A 22,146-nucleotide genomic window follows, 5' to 3' on the forward strand; every position below is an offset into this window, starting at 1 on the left:
AGCTCGAGCACAACCCGGGGGAAACGTGCTTCAAGGCTGGAGCGTCATCTTTGCCGCCTTGTTCTACATCGGCCTGCTGTTCCTGATCGCGAGTTATGGCGATCGGCTCGGCAACCGGTTCATGCGCTCGCGCACCCTCATCTATCCGCTCTCGCTCGCGATCTACTGCACCTCCTGGACCTTCTTCGGCTCGGTTGGCCGTGCATCGCGCACCGGCTGGGACTTCCTGACGATCTATATCGGCCCGGTCCTCGTCGTCGGCCTCGGCTTCCCGCTGGTGATGCGCATCGTCCGGCTCGCCAAAGCCCACAACATCACATCGACGGCCGATTTCATCGCGGCCCGCTACGGCAAAGGCCAAGCGGTCGCCGCCATCGTCGCGCTGATCGCCATCGTCGGATCGATCCCCTACATAGCGCTGCAGCTCAAAGCCGTCTCGGCTTCGCTGACGACGATCCTCGGCCACGCTGCGACATCGCAATCGATGGTCGGTGACCTCGCCTTCTACGTCGCTTTCGCGATGGCGGCTTTCGCGGTGCTGTTCGGCACGCGTCACACCGACGCAACGGAACATCAACAAGGCCTGATGCTCGCTGTTGCGACCGAGTCGCTCGTTAAGCTCTTTGCGTTCCTCGCGGTTGGAACCTTCGTCACCTTCGTGCTGTTCAGCGGCCCGACCGCTTTGATTTCGCAAGCACTCGAACGGCCGGACATTGCACGTGTCGTCACTAGTCAGCCGCCGTTCGGCGAAGTGCTGACGATGACGCTACTGTCCGCGATCGCGATCGTGCTGCTGCCGCGCCAATTCCACGTGATGGTCGTCGAGAACCAAAGCGAAGCGGAAATCCGCCGCGCCGCCTGGCTTTTTCCGCTGTACCTGGTGCTGATCAATATCTTCGTGTTGCCGATCGCGCTCGCCGGTCTTTTGCTGCTGCCGAACTCCGGCATCGACAGCGACATGTTCGTGCTTGCGCTGCCGCTCGCGGCCGGCTCCGAACTCCTCACGCTCACCGCATTCATCGGTGGACTCTCTGCCGCGACCGCGATGGTAATCGTCGAGACAGTTGCGCTCGCCATCATGGTGTCGAACGACATCGTGATGCCGATCGTGCTCAAACGCCGCGCCGGCATCAACGATAACTCGGACGTCGGCGCTCTCCTACTCGGTATTCGCCGCGTCGCTATCTTCTCGATCCTGTTCCTGGCCTACGTCTACTATCTCGTTTCCGGCGATGCGCAGCTCGCGTCCATCGGCCTTCTCTCCTTCGCGGCGATCGCGCAACTCGCGCCGGCTTTCTTCGGCGGCCTGATCTGGACGCGCGGGACGGCACGCGGCGCCATCGCCGGCATGGTCGTCGGCATCGCGGTCTGGGCTTATACGCTGATGCTGCCGAGTTTTGCGGATGCCGGTGAGACCGTCGGCAACATCGTCAAACACGGTCTGTTCGGCATTCCCTTTTTGCGCCCGCAGAGCTTGTTCTCACTCGATCTTCCGCCGCTGGTGCACGGCGTTGTCTGGAGTTTATCCCTCAACATCTTGGCCTATGTCGCATTCTCGCTGCACCGCGCGCCCGCCGCGATCGAGCGCGTGCAGGCAAGCTTCTTCGTGCGTCACGATCGCGAGCCGAGTCCGCAAAGCTTCCGCCTTTGGCGTTCGTCCGTGACCGTCGGCGAACTTGCCGCGACTGTGTCGCGCTATCTCGGCGAAGAGCGCACGGAAGCGTCCTTCGCGAACTTCGCGCAGATGCGCCGCATTACCGTCGAGCCGGATCACGAAGCCGATATCCATCTGTTGCGTCACGCCGAGCACCTGCTTGCCTCCGCGATCGGCGCCGCTTCATCGCGCCTAGTTCTCTCGCTGCTCCTGCGTAAGCGCGCGGTTTCGACCGAAGCCGCATTCAAGCTGCTCGACGAAGCGAGCGCCGCGATCCACTACAATCGCGAGGTCCTGCAGACCGCGCTCGACCATATGCGGCAAGGCATCGGCGTCTTCGACAAGGACTTGCGGCTTGTCTGCTGGAACCGGCAGTTCGGCGAAACCCTCGACGTCCCGCCCGAGCGTGTCCGCGTCGGCGAAAGCATCGAGGAAATCCTCCAAGCCGCAGCGCCCGTCGCGGGCGATGTCGCCGAGCGTGAACGTGCCGTGCGCGAGCGCGTCATGCGTTACGTCGCGGTCGCTGAGCCGTTCGTCGAGCGCTTCCCGGAGCGCGGCCTCGTCATCGAAGCGCGCACCAACCGCATGCCGGACGACGGCATCGTCGTGACGCTCACCGATATCACCGACAGTGTTGAAGCCGCCGACGCGCTGGAACGCTCGAACGAAACGCTCGAAGGCCGCGTGCGCGAACGCACCGAGCAGCTGACGCAACTCAACATCGCGCTCGGCCGTGCCAAGGCCGAGGCCGACGACGCCAACATCTCGAAGACGCGTTTCCTCGCGGCGGCCAGCCACGACATTCTGCAGCCGCTCAATGCCGCGCGGCTTTACGTCACGAGCCTGAAAGAGCGCAGCCACGATGGCGAGGACGGCCGCCTCGCGCAGAACGCCGATGCATCCCTCGAAGCCGTCGAGGAAATCCTCGGCACACTGCTCGATATCTCGCGCCTTGATGCCGGTGCAATGAAGCCGGACATCACTACATTCGCGATCGGCGATCTGCTGCGGCAGCTCGAACTCGAATTCGCGCCCGCCGCAAAGGAGAAAGGCCTCACCATTCACGTCGTGCCGAGTTCGCTCGCGATCTCGTCGGACCGTCATCTGTTGCGGCGACTGCTGCAGAATCTCATCTCGAACGCCATCAAATACACGGTGAAAGGTAGCATCTTGGTCGGGTGCCGCCGCCAAGGACAGACCGTCACGATCTGCGTTTACGACACCGGCGTCGGCATTCCGCGCTCGCAATTGCGCGCGATCTTCCGCGAATTTCATCGCCTGGATCGCGGCGCGCGCGTCGCCCAAGGTTTGGGCCTTGGCCTCTCGATCGTTGACCGCATTGCGAAAGTGCTCGGCCACACGGTGCGCACCGAGTCGAAGGTCGGCCAAGGCTCGCGCTTCTCCGTCACGCTGCCGCGTGCCGCCAAGGCGGCGGCAAGCGCTGCGGCCGAACCCCCGCGCCTCTCCGAAGAAATCGGCAACCTCCGCGGCGCACGCGTGCTCTGCATCGACAACGAACCGAAGATCCTCGACGGCATGCGCACGATGTTGTCCGGCTGGGGCTGCGACGTGATGATCGCGCCGGATCTTGAGGCGGCTATTTCAGAGATCAACGCAGTGCGCGGCCAACTTACCGGGCTTCTCGTCGACTACCATCTCGACGATGGTAACGGCATCGACGCCATCATGGAGCTGCGCTGGCGCTACGGCGCCGACATTCCGGCGATTCTGATTACAGCCGATCGCACGCAGGCCGTGCGTGATCAAGCCAAGGCACGCAACATCGTGCTGCTCAACAAACCCGTGAAGCCCGCAGCGCTGCGCGCTCTGCTCAATCAGTGGATGCTCAGCCGCGCCGCCGCGGAATGATCAGCCGTCCGCCGCCACCGACGGCATGCCTTCGATTTTCGAAAGTGCGATAACGGCTTGCGTGCGGCTGTCGACGCGCAGCTTCTGCAGGATAGCCGACACATGCGCTTTCACGGTCGCTTCAGAGACGGCAAGCTCGTGCGCGATCTGCTTATTGAGCAAGCCTTCGCCCAGCATCATCAGCACGCGCATTTGCTGCGGCGTCAGTGACCCGATCCGCGCCAGAAGATCTTCGGTTTCGCGATCGCCCTCGCCGCGCCGGGGCACGATGTTCGGAGGCGTCCAGACTTCGCCCGCGAGCACACGGTCGACCGCCTCACGCATCACGTCCAGACCGACCGTCTTCGGAATAAACCCGGACGCGCCGAACTCCATGCAGCGCGCGATCACGGTCGGATCGTCGTTGCCGGAAACGACAACGATCGGCACCGCCGGATATTGCGCGCGCAGATACATCAGCCCCGAGAACCCGCGGACACCCGGCATCGAAAGATCGAGGAGGACGAGATCGATATCGGCGCCGGCGTCGAGATGCCGCGCGGCTTCGTCGAGCGAGCCCGCCTCCGCAATCTCGGCCTGCGGCAACAGCCCGCTCACCGCCGCGCGCAACGCGCCGCGGAAGAGCGGGTGATCGTCCGCGATAATCAAACGGTGATGTGGTTCGGCGCTCGCCATCGACGCAAGCTTAAACACGCGGGCAAGCGTTGCGCTAGAAAAAGCGCACGTCTTTCAAGCGCTTCCGATTTTGCGTCGCAACAAGGTTAGCGCGATCCGACGAACTGAAAGATCACTTCGCGCCGATGCGGCGCGGTTCTGTGCTCGATCAGGTAAAGGCCTTGCCAAGTGCCCAGCGACAATTTGCCGTCACCCACCGGTATCGCGACGCTGACATCGCTGAGCATCGTCTTGATGTGCGCCGGCATATCGTCCGGCCCCTCGGTCGTATGCACCCACCCGGCATTCGCGGGCGCTAGACGTTCGAGCGCGGTAAGCAAGTCGATGCGCACGTCGGGGTCGGCGTTCTCCTGGATCGTCAGCGACGCCGATGTGTGACGAATAAAGGCGACCAACACGCCATCACGGCCTTCCGCATCGCTCAGGAAAGCGCGCGCTTCTCGCGTGATGTCCGTGAAGCCTTGCCCGCGCGTTTCCAGCGTTAAAGTTGCGGACGCAACCACATTCGCGGTTGCGACCCGCACGGAAGACAGCCGCATCAGGATTTTTTCTCGATCGGCGTGCCTTGCACCATATCGATTAACCGCTTCCAAACCTTCTCCATGAAGGTCATCACGCGATCGAGCTCGGCATCGGTCGGCAGCTTGAGATCGTCCGGCTTCTGCGCGGTCTCTTTCTTTGCGGCTTCGAGTTCGGTCAGGCGCCGGCGCATGGCCAGCAAATCGGTCTGCAGCCGCCCGATCTCTTTTTCCAGCGCGACGCGCTCGTCAGGCACGGCCATGCAGGTCCACCCGGCCATCCCCCGGCTACACTGGGAGACCTGGCCCGTGCGGGTATCGAGCCGCAGCATATCGCCGCCAATCTGGCTCATCGTGAAGCGGCCGTTCTCGCTGCTGTCGGCGGATTGTGCCACCGCGGCCGAGGACAGCAGCGCGGCAGTCAGCGAAAGCGTGATCAAGCGCAGCATCGTTCGCCTCCGGTTCAACAGAAACCCTATCAAACGCCGCGAATACGGCATCCGCAAGATAGTGAGCCACCTCTAGCTTTGCAGCGCGCGCCAGCCGATGTCGTTGCGGCAAAACCCTTCCGGCCAATCGATCTTGGCGACCGCCGCATAAGCGCGATCCCGGGCCTCCGCGATCGTCTTGCCGGTCGCCGAGACGTTGAGCACGCGGCCGCCATTCGCCACCACCGCGCCATCGCGGATCGCCGTACCGGCGTGAAAGACCATCACGCCGTCGCCATTTGCCGCGTCGAGGCCGCGGATGACGGAGCCTTTGCGGTATTCGCCCGGGTAGCCCCTTGTCGCCATGACGACCGTGAGCGCAGGCTCGTCCGACCAGCGAAGATTCATCGTCTTCAGGCCGCCGTCGCGCGCCGCGATCAGCGCCGGCAGCAGGTCCGACTTCAACCGCAGCATCAGCACCTGACACTCGGGATCGCCGAAGCGGACGTTGTACTCGATCAGCTTCGGACCCTGCGGCGTCAGCATCAGACCGAGATAGAGAATGCCCTTGAACGGCGCGCCGCGCTGCTTCATCGCGCGCAGCGTCGGCAGCACAAAGTCGTCCATCGCACTCTTCGCCAGCGCTTCGGTGAAGACCGGAACCGGACCGTACGCGCCCATGCCGCCCGTGTTCGGACCTTCGTCGCCATCGAAGGCGCGCTTGTGATCCTGCGCGGAGCCGAGCGGCAGCGCGTTCTCACCGTCGCACAGCGCGAAGAAGGACACCTCTTCGCCCGTCAGAAATTCCTCGACCACGACTTCGCTGCCGGCCGACCCGAAACCGCCGCCGAACATCATGTCGATCGCAGCATTGGCCTCATCGAGCGTCTGCGCGACGACAACACCCTTGCCGAGCGCGAGTCCGTCCGCCTTCACGACGATCGGCGCGCCCTTCTCAGCGATGTAACGCTTGGCAGCCGCCGCGTCAGTGAACCGCTCATAGGCGGCGGTCGGAATGCCGAACTCGCGGCAGAGGTCCTTGGTGAAGCCCTTCGACCCCTCAAGCTGAGCCGCCGCCTTTACGGGGCCGAACGCTTTGATCCCGGCGGCTTCGAGGTCGTCGACCATTCCGGCGACTAGCGGATTGTCCGGGCCAACCACGACGAAATCGACCGCATTCTCCTTCGCGAAACGGATGACGGCCGCATGATCCGTCAGATCGAGCGGCACACACTCGGCCTCTTGCGCGATACCGGCATTGCCGGGTGCGCACCAGAAGCGCTCGACCAGCGGGCTGGCGGCGATTTTCCAGGCCAGGGCATGTTCGCGGCCGCCGGAACCGAGCAACAGGACTTTCATCCGTTTTCCTAAAGCCTTAAAAGCAAAACCGCCGGTGGTGTAGCATGCTGCCCGGCCGGTTCAAGGATTCGCCGTGAACGAAAAAGTGCTCGTCAACAGCCCGGAAGTCAGCGTCTCGGAGCTCTCCGCCAACCTGAAGCGGACGCTCGAAGACGCCTATGACCACGTGCGCGTGCGCGGCGAGCTCGGCAAGGTCAGCTACCACTCGAACGGCCACGTCTATTTCGACCTGAAAGACGACCGCGCCTGCATCGCCAGCGTCATTTGGCGCAGCTCGGCCGGCCGACTGAAGATAAAGCTCGAAACCGGCCTCGAAGTCATCGCGACCGGCAAGATCACGACTTACGCAGGCCGCTCGCAGTATCAGCTGATCGTCGATCGCATCGAACCGGCCGGCATCGGCGCGCTGTTGGCGCAGCTCGAAGAACGCAAGAAAAAGCTCGCCGCCGAAGGCCTGTTCGACCCGGCACGCAAGCAGATCATCCCGTTTCTGCCGCGCGTCATCGGTGTCGTAACCTCGCCGACCGGTGCGGTCATTCGTGACATCCTGCATCGCCTCGAAGATCGCTTCCCGCGCCACGTCGTCGTCTGGCCGGTCCGCGTGCAAGGCGATGGCTCGGCCGCCGAAGTCGCCAACGCGATCCGCGGCTTCAACGCGCTCGCGCCGGGCGGCCGCATCGCGCGGCCTGACCTTATCATCGTCGCGCGCGGCGGCGGCTCGCTGGAAGATCTGTGGTCGTTCAACGAGGAAATCGTCGCCCGTGCTGCGGCGGAAAGCGACATCCCGCTGATCTCGGCCGTCGGCCACGAGACCGACACGACGCTGATCGACTTCGCCTCCGATCGCCGTGCGCCGACGCCGACCGCAGCCGCCGAAATGGCTGTGCCGGTGCGCAGCGAGCTGCTCGCACAAATCTCCAATCTCGGCCGCCGTAGCTTCGCGTCATGGACGCAGCGCCAGGAACGCCGGCGCGCCGATCTGCGCGGCATCACGCGTGCGCTGCCGGGCCCCGATCGTCTGCTCGGCGAACGCCGCCAGGCTCTCGACGTTGCCGCACAACGCCTTCTGCGCGGCCTGCGCGCCGGCACGCATACGCATGGTGTCCGCTTCCACCGCGTCGAAGCGCGGCTCGCCGCGCAGTCGCCGCGCGAACAGATGCGCCGCCTGCGCAAAAGCGTCGCCGACTGGCGCACGCGTTTCGATCAGATCGGCGCGCGTTTGATGCTGCGCCCGCGCGAGCGCTTCGCCGGCCTCAGCGAGCGTCTCAAAGTCGGCCTCGTCGCCAACCGTACGGCGCACGCCACCAAAATCGCGCGCGACCGCCAGACGCTGAACGCGCTGCATTCTCGCCTCGGTCCCGCCTGGGATGTTGGCCAGGATCGCCGCATCGCTGCCATCGACCGCGCCGAAAGCCTGCTCGCGGCGCTCTCCTATCACGGCGTTCTGGAGCGCGGCTTCGCGCTGGTCCGCGACGCCGACGGCAAGCCTGTCCACTCGGCCAAAACCGTCGATCCGGCTATGCGGCTCGACATCGAGTTCGCGGACGGACGCGTCGTTGCGACCGCCGGCGAGGTTGCGCAGGCGGAGCCGCCGAAGCCCCGCCGCCGCCGCCGACAAGCCGTGAACGAAAACCAAGGCACACTCTTTTAGCGATGCCGAGAATTTGCCCGATCCAGGTGGTTTCACGTCCTGGCCCGGATGCATTATGTTAGCGGCCAGGAACAAGGTGATCTCACGTGCTCAATCGCAATGACCGGCCCTCGCCGATGGCAGGCGAAGCAGAACTCCGATACCTCGACGGCGACTTTCGGGTCATTCGGCCAGGCGCTTTCGTGCGCTGCGCCGTCACCGGAACGCCGATCCCACTCGACGAATTGAAATACTGGAGCGTCGACCGCCAGGAGCCTTACGTCAGCAACGAGGCCGTGCTGACCCGCGAATTTCCGGACAAGTTCCCGATCAAGCGCTAATCGGCCCGCTTGATCTTCTCGACAGCGAGCCGGAGAAATTCCTCTGGATCGTCGAACACCAGCCGCACCGGAAGTGTCGCGGTTGCTTTGCGCAACGCCGCGAGCGGACCATCGCCGTCAAGCCGGACGAAATCCTTCTGCGTCGTCACCAGCGTGAGCTTCTTCTCTTTCGCTTCCGCTAGTAGCTTCTCAGCCTCGGCCTTCGTAAAGCGGTGATGATCGCCGAAGGCGTGCGTCACGCGCGGCTCGATCCCATGCTGGCGCAATGTGCCGAAGAATTTCTCCGGATCCGCGATGCCCGCGAAAGCAAGCACGGGTTTGCCCTGCAGTTCCTCGACCATCTCGGCCGAAGGTTCGAGACGGCCACGGAAAACCGGCAGGCCGACACGGTCAGCGGCCGCGATCACATTGTCGGCCGCGCTACCGTCTCCGATCACCAGCAACGCATGCGCGAGGCGAAGCTGCGGGATGAGCGGCGAACGCAGCGGCCCAGCCGGAAAGACAAGACCGTTGCCGATGCCGCGCCCTGCATCGAGGACGAGCACCGAGAAATCCTTGACCAGCGACGGATTCTGAAAACCGTCGTCCATAACGACGAAGTCGGCGCCTGCGACGCGCGCCGCATGCAATCCACCGTCGAGCCGCTTGCGCGACATGATGGTCGGATAGGCGCGCGCGAGCAGCAGCGGCTCGTCGCCGACATCGCGCGCACGATGGTACGCCGGATCGACACGCATCGGGCCGGCATGCCGTCCACCATATCCGCGCGTAAGAAACACCGGACGCGCGCCGGCTTGTACCAACAGCGCAGCCGTCGCAATCGCGGTCGGCGTTTTGCCGCCGCCGCCGACGGTCGGATTGCCGATGCACACGATCGGGATATCGACCTTGCGGCCGGGCTTCTGCAAACGTTGTCGTGTGAGAGCGCCGTAAGCGGCACCGATCGGCTGCAAGGCTTTCGCCGCGAGGCTGTTCCGATCCCACCAAAAGCCAGGCGCACGCATCGAAAGCCTCAGCTGTAGTTGAGCCGCAACGTCATCAAATACGGATCAAGCGCACCGAGCGTTTTGGCGCGCGCGCCGGCCATGCCTTGCAGCGTCACATTCGCGGACGCGACGACGCGATCGCGCGCGGATTGGTCGGTCAGCAGAGCGACGAATTGCTCCTGCAGCTCATTCGGGTCCGCCACCTGGATGGCGCCGCCGGAGCGATCAAGCGCGCCATAAACTTCCTGGAAATTCCAGACGTGCGGCCCATGCAGCACGGCCGCGCCGAGCTTAGCTGGTTCGATCGGGTTTTGGCCGCCGTGCCGGATCATCGAGCCACCCATCAGGACCACCGGCGCCACACGATAGAGAACGCCGAGTTCACCCATCGTGTCTGCCACGTAAATCTCGGTGCCGCGATCCGGCAAATAGCCGCGGGACCGCGCGATCGCGTTGATCTTGGCCTGCTGTGCGATCGAGACGATGCCCGGGCCGCGCTCCGGATGCCGCGGCGCGATGATCGTCAGCAGACCCGGAAAGCGCTGCCGCAGCACCTTGTGCATCTCGATCAGCATCGCCTCTTCGCCCGGATGCGTCGACGCCGCCGCGACGATCGGGCGGCTGCCGATCGCCGCGCGCATGGCGTCGACCATGTCCTCGCGTGCCGGCGGCGCCACCGCATCGAGCTTGAGATTGCCAGTCGTCGTGATGCGCGGCGCGCCGAGTTCGGCGTAGCGCTCAGCGTCGGCGACTGTCTGCGCAAGACAGAGATCGAAGCTGCGCAGCAGCGTACCAATCGTGCGCGGCATCCGCTTCCAGCGCCGGAAGGAACGCTCGGACACGCGGCCGTTGACGAGGATCAGCGGAATACTGCGCGCTGCCGCTGTCGAGATGAGGTTCGGCCACAAATCGGACTCGGCGAACAAGCCGAGATCCGGCTGCCAGTAGTCGAAGAAGCGGCGCACATAGCGCGGCGAGTCGAACGGCGAGAATTGATGGATGATATCTGGATGCAAGCGCTGCTCGGCAAGACGCGCCGACGTCACGGTGCCGGACGTGACGAGCACGCCGAAGCCGGCGCGGCGGACATATTCCGCAATCGGCACGATCGAGAGGAGTTCGCCGACACTCGCGGCGTGAATCCACACCAGCGCGAGCTCCGGCCTATCGACACCTGCGATGCCGCGCCGCTCGCCCATACGCGCACGCACTTCCTTACCGCGGCGCAGACGATAGTTCGTCAGTAGCGGCAGCAGCGGCGTCACCATCGCGGTCACGCCGCGATAGGCCCGCAACGGAAGCGGGATGCGCTTAGCCACGCTCGTCGGTCCGATCGGCCACAGCGAAAGCGCGCGCCGTGATCGCGTTGAGACCGTCTTCGACTTGGCGGCGCGCAACTTCCATCGCGGCATCGTCCGCATCGCGCGCAACCAGGATCGGCTCGCCGAACGCAATCGCGCCGCGGCCGAACGGCAGATTGACCACCGAACGATCCCAGTTATTCAGAATCTTCCGCCGGCTCGTGCCGATGCCGATCGGATAAATCGGCCGTCCCGACACCCGTGCGAGCTTGATGATGCCGAGCCCGGCAACGCGCGAGACCTTTGGTACGTCCGCGGTCAGCATCACATTCCAGCCTTCGGCAAGCGCGTCACGCATTGCGATGAAGGCTTTGACGCCGCCCTTGCGATCGAAGCGGCGCTCGTGATCGCCCGAGCCGCGGATGGTGTGAACACCGAGGCGCTCCGCCGCAACCGCATTGATCTCCGCATCGCGATGAAAAGAGACGAGCGCCTTCGCGCGATCCTGCGGACGGCGAATGAACGGCGCGAGAAAATGTTGACCGTGCCACATCGTCACAATCACGGGCATGTCGGCCCCAAAACGTTCGTACGCATTCGGCGGATCGATGACGAACTCATTCGTCCGCCGCACAAGCAGCAAATAACGATACAGCAACGCGCCGGAACTGCGGCGGAACCACGGAGTATCGCGAAGCTTTTTACTGACCGACATCGTTTAGAGAACAACTCTCATCCGATCAGGCGCGCAGCTATGCGCCCAACCTTGTGGTTTCCCCTCGGCGAAGAGACGAGCACACTTCGCGGTTGCACGGGCCTCTGCCGAACCCAGCATCTTGTCGCACAATTCGTGCGAAACGCCCACCCCTGTGGATTACTTCGCGTCAGGGTCCATCAGGCGATGCAGGTGCACGATGAAATACCTCATCTGCGCATTGTCGACGGTGCCTTGCGCCTTGGCCTTCCAGGCCCGATGCGCGAGCGCGTAGTTTGGATAGACGCCGACGATGTCGAGGTTCGACAGATCGCGGAATGTGACACCCTCGAGGTTTTCGAGCTCGCCGCCAAACACTAGATGCAGCAGCTGTTTTTCGGGTTCGGCCATATCGTCTCTCCGTTTGGCGGGTTGCGAAACCGCCTCTGGTCTATGCAAGAATCGGAGCGCTCGGCGCCGCGATCACACTGGAATGATTCGAAATCCTACGTGCTCTTATGCAGCAGAGCGGCGATGTCCGTATGAAGGTCGCTGCGTGCCGCGAGAAGCATCGGATGCGTCGGTGTCGGCCGGTTATACTGGATCGGCTCGCCGTCCAAGCCGGTGAACCGGCCACCGGCTTCGTGCACGATCAAATCCGCGGCGGCGATGTCCCAGTCGCTGGCATTTCGCCCTGCGATCGCGACGTCGAGATCGGCAGTCGCGACCCGGGCAATACGCAGCGCCAGCGAATAAACTTTCGGCATCGGCTGAATGTCTTGCCGCGCGTCCGTCAGCGCATCGAGCCAGCGCGGCGGACCGGCCGCACGAATGCGATTGTGCTCGCGCGGCGCGGCTTTGACCGCCGCGCCATTGAGCAACACGCCGTGGCCGGCACACGCTTGCAAAAGCGTGTTCTCGGCCGGCCCGAAGATAACACCGAGGATCGGCCGCCCGCGCTCGACGAGGGCAGCCGAAACACACCAATCCTCTTTGCCAGCGATGAACGAGCGCGTGCCGTCGATCGGGTCGATGATCCAGACCCGCTCGGCATCGAGGCGCGCAGAGTCGTCGACGCTCTCTTCGGACAGCCAACCGTAGCCGCACGGCGCTAGCCGATCATGCAGGAGATCGTTGCATGCGATATCGACCTCGCTGACCGGCGAGTTTCCTTCTTTGGTCCAGCTTTTGAACTTCGCGCGGAATTTTCCGAAAGCGAGCGCTCCGGCGTCGCGCACCGCTTGCGTCAGCAGTTCGAGATCGGCGGAGAGCGCTGTATCAGCGGCCCGCAATGGTCAAACCTTCGACGCGCACGGTCGGCGAGTTGCTGGCGTAGCGGAACTCGAGATCGTTCGCCGGCGTCAGCGAGCGGAGCATGTCGTTGAGATTGCCCGCGATGGTGATCTCGCTGACCGGATAAGTCAGCTCGCCATTCTCGATCCAGAATCCCGAAGCGCCACGGCTGTAATCGCCGCTGACGATATTCGCGCCGGAGCCGATCAGGTCCGTGATGAACAGACCCTGCTCGATGCTGCGGATCATATCGCCCGGCGATTCCGAACCCGCCTCCATATGCAGATTGGTCGAAGACGGCGACGGCACAGACGAAACGCCGCGCGACGCGTGACCGGTCGACTGCAGGCCGAGTTCGCGCGCGGTCGCGCAATCGAGCAGCCACGTCTGCAGCACGCCGTCGTCGATCAGGAAACGCTTTTGGCCCGCGATGCCTTCGGCGTCGAATGGGCGCGAACGCAAACCGCGTACGCGGAACGGATCGTCGACGATTCTGATCGCCTGATCGAAAATCTTCTGCCCGAGCTTTTCGCTCAGGAAGCTGGTCTTGCGCGCAATCGCCGCGCCGTTGATCGCGCTGACGAGATGGCCGATCAGCGATGTGGCGGCACGCGCGTCGTAGACGACCGGGACTCGGTGGGTGGAAGTCTTGCGCGGATTGACGCGGCGGATTGCGCGCTCGCCCGCGTTGCGTCCGATCAGCTCCGGGGACATGAGGTCGGAGCGATGCGGCGCCTGCGAGTAATCGTAATCCCGCTCCATCCCGGTGCCCTCACCCGCAATGGCGAGAGCACTGACCGAATGGCTGGAGCCGAGATAGGCGCCCTGGAAACCGTGGCTGGTTGTCAGAACGAGCCCGCCGATGCCGGCCGAAGCCGAAGCACCGCCCGACTTGCTGACGCCTTTGACGGACAGCGCGGCGCCTTCGGCTGCCCTGGCCAAGTCTTCAAGGTCTATGACCGACGGCAGAATCGGGTCGAGAAGATCGAGATTCGGGAATGTTTTGGCGAGCTGCGCCGCATCCGCGAGCCCCGCATAGGGGTCCTCGGGGGCGACTTTAGCCATCGCGACGGCCCGTTCGGCCAGCGCCGCCAACCCGTCCGGGCGTGGGTCGTTGCTGGAAACCACCGCCTGGCGCTTCCCGACCAGGACCCGCAGACCGAAATCGTCGCCTTCCGAGCGTTCGCTCTCTTCCACAGCCCCCTCCCGGACCTGGACGCCGAGCGCCATGGAGCGCACCGCGATGGCATCAGCCGCGTCCGCACCAGCCCTGCGGGCGGCTTCGACGAGGCGTTCGGTCAGGCTGACCAGTTCGGATTGATCGAGGAGGGAAGGCTGTGACACCGGCCGGATTTAGGCTTTCGTTCTGGTTGTGGCAAGGCTGAACACCGCGCAAAACGCCGCAAAATACCGCTGTCTGGGGCCGATCGATCAAATTGTTCGGATCGCCGCAATCGGCCGCCAAGCATCCCGCAACGAAGCCGTGGATGCGGAGCCATTTCTGACCGGCTCTTAAGCTCCTCCAGAAACCTCTGTGGCAATCTCGCGTCATGACCCGGCGAAGTTCGGGCAGGGAGATTGAATTGAGGCGTCAAACAGTCAGCGGACCTATGTCCGCCGAAGCCGTGCGCTCGCGCCGGCTCGAAGCACCGGCACTGCCCGTCCGTTTCACCGCAACCGATGCGGCGGCGGACGGGCAAACCCGCACCATCGAGATCGATCGCGAACGCGTTCTCGTCCGCCGCCAAGTGCGCGGCATGGCGATCCGCGTCAGCCTTCCGCATCAGGCTTATCGTGGCGTCTCGCTGCGCCTCGGCACCGAAGGCTGCGAAGTCCGCCTCGAGCACCGCGATCCGGGCCTGTCGGTGAATCTCGAAACCGGCGCCGACGAGACCGACATGTTCGCGCAATGGGAAGCCTGGGGCCGCGCGCTGTCGCTGCCGCTGATGATCGGCGTCGTCGATGGCGACTGCTGCGAAGTCGGCTCGATCGCGAATGCGAAGCCGGTTGCGCGCCGCCGTAGCCACAACGCCGTCAAGACCCGCCGGCCGTCGATTCTTCTGCGCCGCAAGAAGGGCGACAAGCTGCGTGCACTGCGTCTCTATCGCGAGCGCGAGATCATCGCGCGCAGTTAGGCGCTACGACGCCGCCTTCAGTACGGCGTCCAAACACAGCCCGGCGAAGAGCAGCAATCCGGCTTCGCGGTTGGAATGAAACAGCTTCCAACATAGACTGGGATTATCGATGTCGAGCCGCGTGATCTGCCAACCAAGATGCGCGGCAAACAGCGCGAGCCCCGAGAATGCAGCAGCGCCGCCGCCTGCGAACGTGATCGCAGTTCCGATCAGAACCACCGCAGCCGCGTAGAAGCCGACCAGCGCTTGCGCGGTTTTGCCGGCGAATAGCCGCGCGGTCGATTTCACTCCGATCAGCGCGTCGTCTTCTCGATCCTGATGCGCATAGATCGTGTCGTAGCCGATCACCCAGGCGATCGAGCCCGCGTAGAGCAGCAGCGCCGGCCAATCGAGACGGCCGAACGCGCAGGCCCAACCCATCAGCGCGCCCCAAGAAAACGCGAGGCCGAGCCCGATCTGCGGCCACCACGTGAAGCGCTTCATGAAGGGATAGATCGCGACGACACCGAGCGAGGCCACGCCGAGAAAGATCGCGAAGCCGTTGAACGTCAGCAGGATCGCAAAGCCGACGAGAGCCTGCGCGACAAGGAAAACCGCCGCGCGTTTTGCCGTCGTCTGCCCGGAAGGCAATGGCCGCGAGCGCGTGCGCTCGACCATCGCGTCGAGATCGCGATCGACGAGATCGTTCCACGTACAGCCCGCACCGCGCATCACGACGGCGCCCATCGCGAAGGCAATCACATGCCAGAGGTTTGGGTAAGCGTTGCCACCAGCAATTGCAGCGATCGCTGCGGACCACCAACACGGGAGCAACAAAAGCCAAGAGCCGATCGGGCGATCGGCTCTTGCAAGGCGGAGGTAGGGCCGGGACCAGTCGGGCGCGAGAGTGTCGACCCAGTTCCCGACCGAATCGGCGACGCGGCCGGAGGCTTGGGTCATGACATCACCGCGCGATGGCGCTGCCCGTCAGCGTGCCGAAGGCACCGCCGCGATTGACCACCGGCGCCGGGCCGCGCGATGTGCCGAGCGCTTCCGACAGACCGGTGCCTTGGGGACGGCCGGCTTGTGCCGGGGCCGTTGCGCAGGCTTGGCCGCGCAGCTTCACGGTGTGGCTGTGATTCTTTTTCAGCTGGCCGACGACATCAGCCGGCACGCCGCAGAATTGCTGGTTCTTATCGAGGTAATTGACGAATTTTGCTTCCGTCGCGGCGAATTTTGTCAGGCCCGTACAGACGACCGCACGATCAGCCTTGGACTCGATCGCCTTTTTGACCACACCGCCATCTCGTTCGACGGCTGCGCGCAGCGGCGTGATGTCCTTCATGCACGGCGGCTCTTGCTGGAGCACCTGATTGCCGGACTGCATTCCGCCCGGAGCTCCGCCGGGGGGACCCCATTGCGGGCCTACGGCCTGGGCCGGAGGCGGCCCCCAACCGGCGGGAGCGGCCGGAGCCTGAGGCGCCCCCCAGCCAGGAGAAGCGGCCGGTGCCGGCGCCATCGCTTGAGGTGCCGGACGCGCCGGAGTCGCTGCCTGAGCCGGTGCGGCGGCAGGCGCAGGCTCGCGGCCTGGCGTCACGTTGCGAACAGCCGGAGCCGGCTGCTGGGGAGCAGCGCCAGGCGGCGGTCCCCATTGCGGGCCATTTGAGTGACCGGCAGGCGGCGGACCCCAATCCGCATTCGCATTCTGCGCGACGGCCGGGGCGGCGAAACCATAGACTGCCGTCATGACGAGCGCGGCGGAGCGAAACTTCATTCGTCGGACCTCGATACCTTAGGCGTTCGGGCGCACTATCCACGGCCAATTCGGCAACATGGCGGCAATGTTGTCACTTCACAAAGAAGCTAGCCCGAAGGCCTTAAGGCGTTCTTCACGATGACTGCGGCTGCTATACCGGACGAGCCCCCCGAACCTCAAGTTCTCAAATGCCCGCCTACGACTTTCGCGCCCCACGCCTCTATGTCGACAGCCCGCTTGCGGACGGTATTGACGTCGCCCTAGAGCGCGAGCAGGCGCATTACCTCCTCAACGTCCTCCGTTTGAGTGCAGGGGACCGGATCCTTGCCTTCAACGGCCGGGACGGCGAATGGCTCTGCGAGATCGCTCAAGCGAGTAAGAAGGCCGCGAGCCTGTCGCCGCGCGAGCAGACGCGCAGTCAGCCCCCTGCCCGCGACCTGCACTATCTCTTCGCGCCGTTGAAACAGGCGCGCCTCGACTACATGGTGCAAAAGGCGACCGAGATGGGCGCCAGCCTTCTTGGCCCGGTGCTGACTCAGCACACGCAGGTGACGCGCGTGAACCTCGAGCGCATGCGCGCCAATGCGATCGAGGCGGCCGAGCAATGCGGAACACTCAGCGTCCCCGATGTCGTTGAACCGCTGACGCTGAATGCTTTCATCGCGGCACGCGATGCCGCGCGCCTTCTCATCTTCTGCGACGAGGCCGCCGAGATCGCCGACCCGGTCGAAGCGCTGAAAGCCGTGCGCCGGCCCGGACAGCCGCTTGCGATCATCATCGGACCTGAGGGTGGTTTTTCGGAAGGCGAACGTGCGAGTTTGCTCAAGTTGCCGAATGTCGTGCGCATCGCGCTCGGCCCGCGCATCTTGCGCGCCGACACTGCGGCGGTTGCGGCGCTGACGTTGGTGCAGGCGGTGTTGGGCGATTGGGTCTAAGCGATCATCGCCCGAAGCGATCGACAAGCATGAGGCTGTCATCCCGGAAGCCGCTTGCGTAGCAAGCTGCGGCTATCCGGGATCCATGTACCCCAATCACTCGCAGGGATACATGGATCCCGGCGCTCGCGGGCTACGCCGCTCGACCGGGATGACCAACGATTGTGGTGGTCACCGCGACTGATCAACCTTCGCCGCGCGGGCCCCAAGGTCCGCGAGCTTCTCCGCCACGCGGCTCGCTGCGCTCACCGAGCGGCGGCTTAGACGGGAGAAACGGCTTGCCGATACCCGGGATCGGCAACGGAATGTTATCCGGCATTCCCGGAATCGTCGGAAACGGCGAGCGTTGCTCCGGTTTCTGCACTTCGGGCGTTTCCGTCGGCGGCGCTGCTTGCTCCTCGGCCTGCTCTTCCGCCTCGAAGTCCTCGTCGTCCGCGACATGGATCGGACCCGGATCGTGTCCGGCCGCCATGCGCACGAGAGCATCGACGCGCGAGTCGATCGACGGATGCGTCGAGAAAAGATCGACGATGCCTGAGCGCGGGTTGTCGACGCACATTTCCATCACGGCCGACGGATTGTTCGGCAGCTCGCCGCGCCCTTCGATCTTACGCAGCGCCATGATCATGGCGTCGGGATTCTTCGTCAGCTCGACCGCGCCGGCGTCGGCGAGGAATTCGCGCGATCGCGACAGCGCGAGGCGAATGACGGTCGAGAGGAACCAAGCCAAGAAAATCAGCGCGATCGCGATAATGATCGCGAGAATCGCGGCACCCGCGCCGCCTTTCGAATCCGACGAATCTGACGAGCTCGACGACGACGAACTGCCGCCCCAGCTCGAGCTGCTGCTCGACGACGACGAACTATCGCTCCGCCGCGACCACGTCGACGGGCGCGCCGAACCGCCGGCATCGAAGATCGAGCGGAACATCACTTCGGCGAGGAACCCGACGATGCCCGAGATGATCGTCGCGATCACCATCAGCGAGACGTCGCCGTTCCGGATATGCGTCAATTCGTGCGCGAGCACGGCTTCGAGCTCGGCATCGTCGAGCTTTTCGATGAGGCCTGTCGTCACCGTGACGGAATACTGCGCTTGCGTCAGACCCGACGCGAAAGCGTTGAGCGCGCTGGTCGGCATGATCTTCAGCTTCGGCATCGTAATGCCGCGCGAGATGCAGAGATTCTCCAGCAAGTTCCAAAGCCGCGGCTCTTCCTTGCGCGTCACTTCATGCGCGCCGGTGGCAAAGTCGATAATCGACTGGTTGAACTTGTAGGCGATCGCGATCCATATCAACGCCGCGACGGTGGCGAATGGCCACGCCATCTTAAGGTCGAGCCACGCACGCATGAGATACCAGTCGAGCGTGCCGCGGCTCGTGAAGGCGCGATAGCCGAGCGCGAGCGCGAACACGATCACGTAGATCAGCAAGAACAATCCGCCGATCAGAAACACCGATCGAATGCGGTTGTTGCGGATGTGTGTGTAGAGGCCGTAGGCGGCCATCGCGTTCACTCGCGCTTTAAGTTGTCATGAAACCCGCTGCACTCGCGATGACGGAAACGCTTCCATCATCGCGAGGCATATGCGGCTTTAGAACTTGACCTGCGGCGCGACGTCGAGCTGCGCGCGGCTTTCTCCGAGATCGAAGAAGTCGCGCTTGGTGAAGCCCATCGACGCTGAAAACAGCGCGGCCGGGAACTGCTCGATGCCGGTGTTGTACTCTTGGACTGCGTTGTTGAAGAAGCGGCGCGCGGCGGCGAGCTTGTTCTCGATGTCCGAGATCTCGGTCTGCAGCTGCTGGAAGTTCTGGTTCGCCTTGAGGTCCGGATAGGATTCCGAGAGTGCGAACAACTGGCGCAGCGCGCCGGTCAGCTGGTTCTCGGCCGCCGCGACCTGCGCGGTGCCTTGCGCGGTCAGCGCGGAATTACGCGCCTGGATGACGGCTTCGAGGGTGCCCTTCTCGTGCGCCGCATAGCCTTTGACGACTTCGACGAGGTTCGGGATGAGGTCGTGACGTTGCTTGAGCTGAACGTCGATATCGGCGAACGACTGATTGACCCGCTGCCGCATGGCAACGAGGCCGTTGTAGATCATGACGATCCACACGATCAGCAGAACGATCACTCCCAAGATAATCAGCGCGGTCATTGAGGTTCCCCATATCCGTGATCGACTGGCCGGAATCGGCCGCATCGCACGAGAAGACGACTGAAACGGTCCGCACGCGCGGGCAACGCGCGGCGGGATGGCGCAACTTAACCCACACTCGCTGCGTGCGGCAGCCTAGTTTGGGTGCAGAGACACCACAATGCTTAGTCGCGCGAGGTCGCGGCAGGTTCAAGGCCGTTGTGAGTCTTCTTCACGCATGGATTTTCGGTCTCGCGAGCGAAGACGCTCCGAGGTTTGAAATGCGTCCCCACAAATTTGAGGGGAGCGGAGCGCCGGCGGGCGCTAGGGTGGAGGCCGTATCTTGCGGATACGGCAGCGTCCCGTTGGACCGGAACGCTACGCCAACCGGCGCTCCGCACGGCTCTCCACGCAACCGGCGGCATACGCAACGCCGACGCGCTTGCGGTGGGTATTGCCTAGGCCCGAAAGTGTCCCGATTTCCGCCCGGTCCACCGTCGGACGCCTGGTCTTAGTGCCAAGCGGCCCATTTCTCCCAACCGCCCGGGACCGGGTCACAAACCCAGCCGCAGGTGCCGTCCACCGGCTATCTCGCGGTCTGTCTCCGGAAGACATCCCCTCGCGCCGGTGTGGGGTTGGTATGAGTGATATAGGAATTTATGTCAAGGAATATTTGCTGATGTCTTGGGCCACAATCTCAGCGCTGGTCATTCCGGGTCGCGATCCGCGAAGCGGCGCGAGCCGGGAATCCATAACCCCTGTGCTCATGATTGATGGCCCGGGATTATGGATCCCGGACAGCCGCCAAAAGCGGCGGCTTCCGGGATGACCAAGGTCCGGGCGGACAATACCCCGGCTAAACCGGGGCAGGGCCATGACGGAGCGTGTAGGGATGTTCGATGGCCTCTCTGCTGCCGAGCGATCAGTCCGTAGCCCGGATGAGCGAGGCGTAGCCGAAGCGATATCCGGGAGCGGCGCTCAATTGTAGACTCTGGCCCCGGATGTCGCTTGCGCGCGATGCGCGCCGCTCATCCGGGCTACGAGAAGTCACCGCCGCCGGCAGGCCTGATCTCCCGCAGGCAATAAAAAACGGCGGGCCGAAGCCCGCCGTGAGATGACACGCGACACGAACGAAATACCTGTCGGTCCGCGTATCGAGTTGGCAGCTTCCTATCGGAAGCCGGCCCCTTCAAAGCTTAGACGCTGACGCGGAACGCCTTCGACGAAGCAGCCTTGATCGGCTCGACCGTGTCGGCCGAAACCTTCTTGGCGATGTCGGCGAGTTCCTTGCCCTGCGAGACGTAGGTCTCGAGTGCCTTCTTGGCGTGTGCCTGGGTGATCTCGGCAACTTCGGTCGGCGACTTGACCGAGAGGAGAGCTGAGATGAAATCGAAATGCGCATTAACGTTGGTGCGAGCGACTTCGATGACCTTCAGATTGTAGGTCGAAGCGCCCTTGGCGGCCGTCGCGTAGGTCGTCTCGACCAGCTCGCTTGCCTCTTCGGCAGCAGCCTTCACGCGCTCGTAGCCTTGCTTTGCCTGGGCAATGCCCTTCTCGGCGAAATCACGGTAAGCAGCCGGAACGTCAGCCTTCGGAAACTCGAACGCCGAGAACGGCGACTTGAAGAACGACTCAGCGGCAGTGGTGAACGATTCGGTCGCAGCTTTTGCTGCCTTTTCGGCCTTAGCCATCATCAACATCCCTAGATATCGGGCGGTCCACACTTCGAAGCCCGAACCCCCGCCCGGCTGGGGTTGGACCGCGTACCTGTTCGCCGATGCTTCGCACCAGCTCTGTCGATGGCTAAGAATATAGCAGTGGCTTTGCTGCATTGCAACATCAAAGCTGCAATGCAGCAAATTTTTATTCGGCTTTCTTCTTAGCCGAACCCGCCGCGTCCGCCGCGGCCTGGCTTAAAGCCTTCGATTGTTCGGCCAAAGCCTGCATCTGCTGCTTGGCGAAATCGGAGTGTATCTGCATGATTTCGCTAATATTTTGCGCGCGGACGAGGCGCTCTGCGTAATCGAAGGACGTCGCGATATTCTGCTGCGCGAAGCTCATGATCTTTTCGTTGGCGGTTTTTGCGCCCGTGTGCACTGCGGTAGCGCGCTCCTCCATTCGCTGCACGGCGTTCTGTGCCGCGCCCATAAAACCATCGAAGGCTTGGCGCGCCTGCGCCATCGAATTCTCGGCCATCGAGCGGAGTTCATTCGGCAGTTCAAAACCGCCCTGCGGGGATTTCGCCATTGCTTCCTCCTTTTGATTTTCTGGATGTGTCCCATTTCCGGACACGATCGTTCGTTCATCCTCGCTATTCACAGGCCGCGATCGTCGCGACCATCTCGACAACGATCGAAAACGACAAACGATCGCCCCACACGTTAACTCTATATCGGTGCGCCCGTGAATGGTGCCGCAAACGTCGTGGACCCCTCGGCGGCTTAATGATTTATTTACCCTGA

At 63.7% G+C, this 22,146-nt stretch carries 21 protein-coding genes; 5 read left to right on the forward strand and 16 right to left on the reverse strand.

Annotated elements, in window-relative coordinates:
- The first annotated feature begins 25 nt into the window (after window positions 1-25).
- Entirely contained in the window at window positions 26-3,523 is a 3,498-nt protein-coding gene (locus GJW30_RS01860; protein ID WP_096350949.1) for a hybrid sensor histidine kinase/response regulator, read from the forward strand.
- Here GJW30_RS01860 and GJW30_RS01865 read toward each other — a convergent pair whose 3' ends face one another.
- From GJW30_RS01865 to purD, 4 genes are all read right to left on the reverse strand, one after another.
- Entirely contained in the window at window positions 3,524-4,198 is a 675-nt protein-coding gene (locus GJW30_RS01865) for a response regulator transcription factor (RefSeq protein ID WP_096358600.1), read from the reverse strand.
- Between the two features lie 86 nt (window positions 4,199-4,284).
- Entirely contained in the window at window positions 4,285-4,737 is a 453-nt protein-coding gene (locus GJW30_RS01870; protein ID WP_096350952.1) for a secondary thiamine-phosphate synthase enzyme YjbQ, read from the reverse strand.
- Window positions 4,737-5,165 (reverse strand): hypothetical protein, encoded by a 429-nt coding sequence (locus GJW30_RS01875; protein ID WP_096350955.1) that lies wholly within the window; start codon window positions 5,163-5,165, stop codon window positions 4,737-4,739. Before GJW30_RS01875 ends, GJW30_RS01870 begins: the two co-directional genes overlap by 1 nt.
- 72 nt (window positions 5,166-5,237) lie before the next feature.
- Entirely contained in the window at window positions 5,238-6,503 is a 1,266-nt protein-coding gene (gene purD, locus GJW30_RS01880) for a phosphoribosylamine--glycine ligase (RefSeq protein WP_096350958.1), read from the reverse strand.
- A gap of 73 nt (window positions 6,504-6,576) precedes the next feature.
- Between purD and xseA the strand changes: the two genes are divergently transcribed.
- Complete coding sequence (gene xseA, locus GJW30_RS01885; RefSeq protein ID WP_096350961.1) at window positions 6,577-8,154, forward strand: exodeoxyribonuclease VII large subunit; 1,578 nt, start codon at window positions 6,577-6,579, stop codon at window positions 8,152-8,154.
- 116 nt (window positions 8,155-8,270) lie between these two features.
- Window positions 8,271-8,474 (forward strand): DUF2093 domain-containing protein, encoded by a 204-nt coding sequence (locus tag GJW30_RS01890; protein WP_096350964.1) that lies wholly within the window; start codon window positions 8,271-8,273, stop codon window positions 8,472-8,474.
- On the opposite strand, the gene lpxK is transcribed toward GJW30_RS01890, so the two are convergent.
- From lpxK to GJW30_RS01920, 6 genes are all read right to left on the reverse strand, one after another.
- Window positions 8,471-9,478 carry a tetraacyldisaccharide 4'-kinase gene (gene lpxK, locus GJW30_RS01895; protein ID WP_096350967.1) on the reverse strand — a complete coding sequence of 336 codons (1,008 nt, stop codon included), beginning with the start codon at window positions 9,476-9,478 and terminating at the stop codon, window positions 8,471-8,473. The genes GJW30_RS01890 and lpxK overlap by 4 nt on opposite strands.
- 8 nt (window positions 9,479-9,486) lie before the next feature.
- On the reverse strand, window positions 9,487-10,779 hold the full coding sequence (locus GJW30_RS01900) for a 3-deoxy-D-manno-octulosonic acid transferase (protein ID WP_096350969.1): 1,293 nt from the start codon (window positions 10,777-10,779) through the stop codon (window positions 9,487-9,489).
- Window positions 10,772-11,476, reverse strand: a complete 705-nt coding sequence (locus tag GJW30_RS01905; RefSeq protein WP_096350971.1) for a lysophospholipid acyltransferase family protein — start codon at window positions 11,474-11,476, stop codon at window positions 10,772-10,774. Before GJW30_RS01905 ends, GJW30_RS01900 begins: the two co-directional genes overlap by 8 nt.
- 159 nt (window positions 11,477-11,635) lie before the next feature.
- Window positions 11,636-11,866 carry a DUF4170 domain-containing protein gene (locus GJW30_RS01910; RefSeq protein ID WP_096350972.1) on the reverse strand — a complete coding sequence of 77 codons (231 nt, stop codon included), beginning with the start codon at window positions 11,864-11,866 and terminating at the stop codon, window positions 11,636-11,638.
- Window positions 11,867-11,961: 95 nt separating this feature from the next.
- Entirely contained in the window at window positions 11,962-12,747 is a 786-nt protein-coding gene (locus tag GJW30_RS01915; protein ID WP_096350974.1) for a 3'(2'),5'-bisphosphate nucleotidase CysQ, read from the reverse strand.
- Window positions 12,734-14,092 carry a TldD/PmbA family protein gene (locus GJW30_RS01920; RefSeq protein WP_096350975.1) on the reverse strand — a complete coding sequence of 453 codons (1,359 nt, stop codon included), beginning with the start codon at window positions 14,090-14,092 and terminating at the stop codon, window positions 12,734-12,736. Before GJW30_RS01920 ends, GJW30_RS01915 begins: the two co-directional genes overlap by 14 nt.
- Window positions 14,093-14,331: 239 nt before the next feature.
- Here GJW30_RS01920 and GJW30_RS01925 point away from each other — a divergent pair, with 239 nt between their 5' ends.
- A complete protein-coding gene (locus GJW30_RS01925) occupies window positions 14,332-14,883 on the forward strand; it encodes a DUF6101 family protein (protein WP_130364705.1) in 552 nt (183 codons plus the stop codon).
- 3 nt (window positions 14,884-14,886) lie between these two features.
- Here the strand turns inward: GJW30_RS01925 and ubiA are convergent, their stop codons facing one another.
- Together ubiA and GJW30_RS22485 are read right to left on the reverse strand one after the other, a co-directional pair.
- Complete coding sequence (gene ubiA, locus GJW30_RS01930) at window positions 14,887-15,822, reverse strand: 4-hydroxybenzoate octaprenyltransferase (RefSeq protein WP_096350979.1); 936 nt, start codon at window positions 15,820-15,822, stop codon at window positions 14,887-14,889.
- Between the two features lie 4 nt (window positions 15,823-15,826).
- Window positions 15,827-16,636 (reverse strand): hypothetical protein, encoded by an 810-nt coding sequence (locus GJW30_RS22485; protein WP_130364707.1) that lies wholly within the window; start codon window positions 16,634-16,636, stop codon window positions 15,827-15,829.
- Between the two features lie 170 nt (window positions 16,637-16,806).
- On the opposite strand from GJW30_RS22485, the gene GJW30_RS01940 reads away from it, so the two are divergent.
- Window positions 16,807-17,553, forward strand: coding sequence for a 16S rRNA (uracil(1498)-N(3))-methyltransferase (locus GJW30_RS01940; protein ID WP_096350983.1), 747 nt, complete (start codon window positions 16,807-16,809; stop codon window positions 17,551-17,553).
- Window positions 17,554-17,737: 184 nt separating this feature from the next.
- Here the strand turns inward: GJW30_RS01940 and GJW30_RS01945 are convergent, their stop codons facing one another.
- From GJW30_RS01945 to GJW30_RS01960, 4 genes are all read right to left on the reverse strand, one after another.
- On the reverse strand, window positions 17,738-19,060 hold the full coding sequence (locus GJW30_RS01945) for a M48 family metallopeptidase (RefSeq protein ID WP_096358601.1): 1,323 nt from the start codon (window positions 19,058-19,060) through the stop codon (window positions 17,738-17,740).
- An 87-nt stretch (window positions 19,061-19,147) separates the two neighbouring features.
- Window positions 19,148-19,705: a LemA family protein gene (locus tag GJW30_RS01950; RefSeq protein ID WP_096350985.1), complete on the reverse strand. Its 558-nt coding sequence runs from the start codon at window positions 19,703-19,705 to the stop codon at window positions 19,148-19,150.
- Between the two features lie 1,175 nt (window positions 19,706-20,880).
- Complete coding sequence (locus GJW30_RS01955) at window positions 20,881-21,375, reverse strand: phasin (protein ID WP_157746673.1); 495 nt, start codon at window positions 21,373-21,375, stop codon at window positions 20,881-20,883.
- A 172-nt stretch (window positions 21,376-21,547) separates the two neighbouring features.
- A complete protein-coding gene (locus tag GJW30_RS01960) occupies window positions 21,548-21,931 on the reverse strand; it encodes a phasin family protein (protein ID WP_096350989.1) in 384 nt (127 codons plus the stop codon).
- Between the last annotated feature and the right edge of the window lie 215 nt (window positions 21,932-22,146).

This window comes from Variibacter gotjawalensis, from assembly GCF_002355335.1.
Lineage (GTDB): Bacteria > Pseudomonadota > Alphaproteobacteria > Rhizobiales > Xanthobacteraceae > Variibacter > Variibacter gotjawalensis.

Bases quoted from the DNA above. Each gene is read 5' to 3' on its own strand.
- GJW30_RS01890 (WP_096350964.1), top strand. From the start codon at position 8,271: ATGGCAGGCGAAGCAGAACTCCGATACCTCGACGGCGACTTTCGGGTC.
- GJW30_RS01875 (WP_096350955.1), bottom strand. From the start codon at position 5,165: ATGCTGCGCTTGATCACGCTTTCGCTGACTGCCGCGCTGCTGTCCTCG.
- GJW30_RS01960 (WP_096350989.1), bottom strand. From the start codon at position 21,931: ATGGCGAAATCCCCGCAGGGCGGTTTTGAACTGCCGAATGAACTCCGC.
- GJW30_RS01905 (WP_096350971.1), bottom strand. From the start codon at position 11,476: ATGTCGGTCAGTAAAAAGCTTCGCGATACTCCGTGGTTCCGCCGCAGT.
- GJW30_RS01870 (WP_096350952.1), bottom strand. From the start codon at position 4,737: ATGCGGCTGTCTTCCGTGCGGGTCGCAACCGCGAATGTGGTTGCGTCC.
- GJW30_RS01910 (WP_096350972.1), bottom strand. From the start codon at position 11,866: ATGGCCGAACCCGAAAAACAGCTGCTGCATCTAGTGTTTGGCGGCGAG.
- purD (WP_096350958.1), bottom strand. From the start codon at position 6,503: ATGAAAGTCCTGTTGCTCGGTTCCGGCGGCCGCGAACATGCCCTGGCC.
- ubiA (WP_096350979.1), bottom strand. From the start codon at position 15,822: ATGACCCAAGCCTCCGGCCGCGTCGCCGATTCGGTCGGGAACTGGGTC.
- GJW30_RS01950 (WP_096350985.1), bottom strand. From the start codon at position 19,705: ATGACCGCGCTGATTATCTTGGGAGTGATCGTTCTGCTGATCGTGTGG.
- GJW30_RS01940 (WP_096350983.1), top strand. From the start codon at position 16,807: ATGCCCGCCTACGACTTTCGCGCCCCACGCCTCTATGTCGACAGCCCG.
- GJW30_RS01945 (WP_096358601.1), bottom strand. From the start codon at position 19,060: ATGGCCGCCTACGGCCTCTACACACACATCCGCAACAACCGCATTCGA.
- GJW30_RS01955 (WP_157746673.1), bottom strand. From the start codon at position 21,375: ATGGCTAAGGCCGAAAAGGCAGCAAAAGCTGCGACCGAATCGTTCACC.
- GJW30_RS01865 (WP_096358600.1), bottom strand. From the start codon at position 4,198: ATGGCGAGCGCCGAACCACATCACCGTTTGATTATCGCGGACGATCAC.
- lpxK (WP_096350967.1), bottom strand. From the start codon at position 9,478: ATGCGTGCGCCTGGCTTTTGGTGGGATCGGAACAGCCTCGCGGCGAAA.
- GJW30_RS22485 (WP_130364707.1), bottom strand. From the start codon at position 16,636: ATGAAGTTTCGCTCCGCCGCGCTCGTCATGACGGCAGTCTATGGTTTC.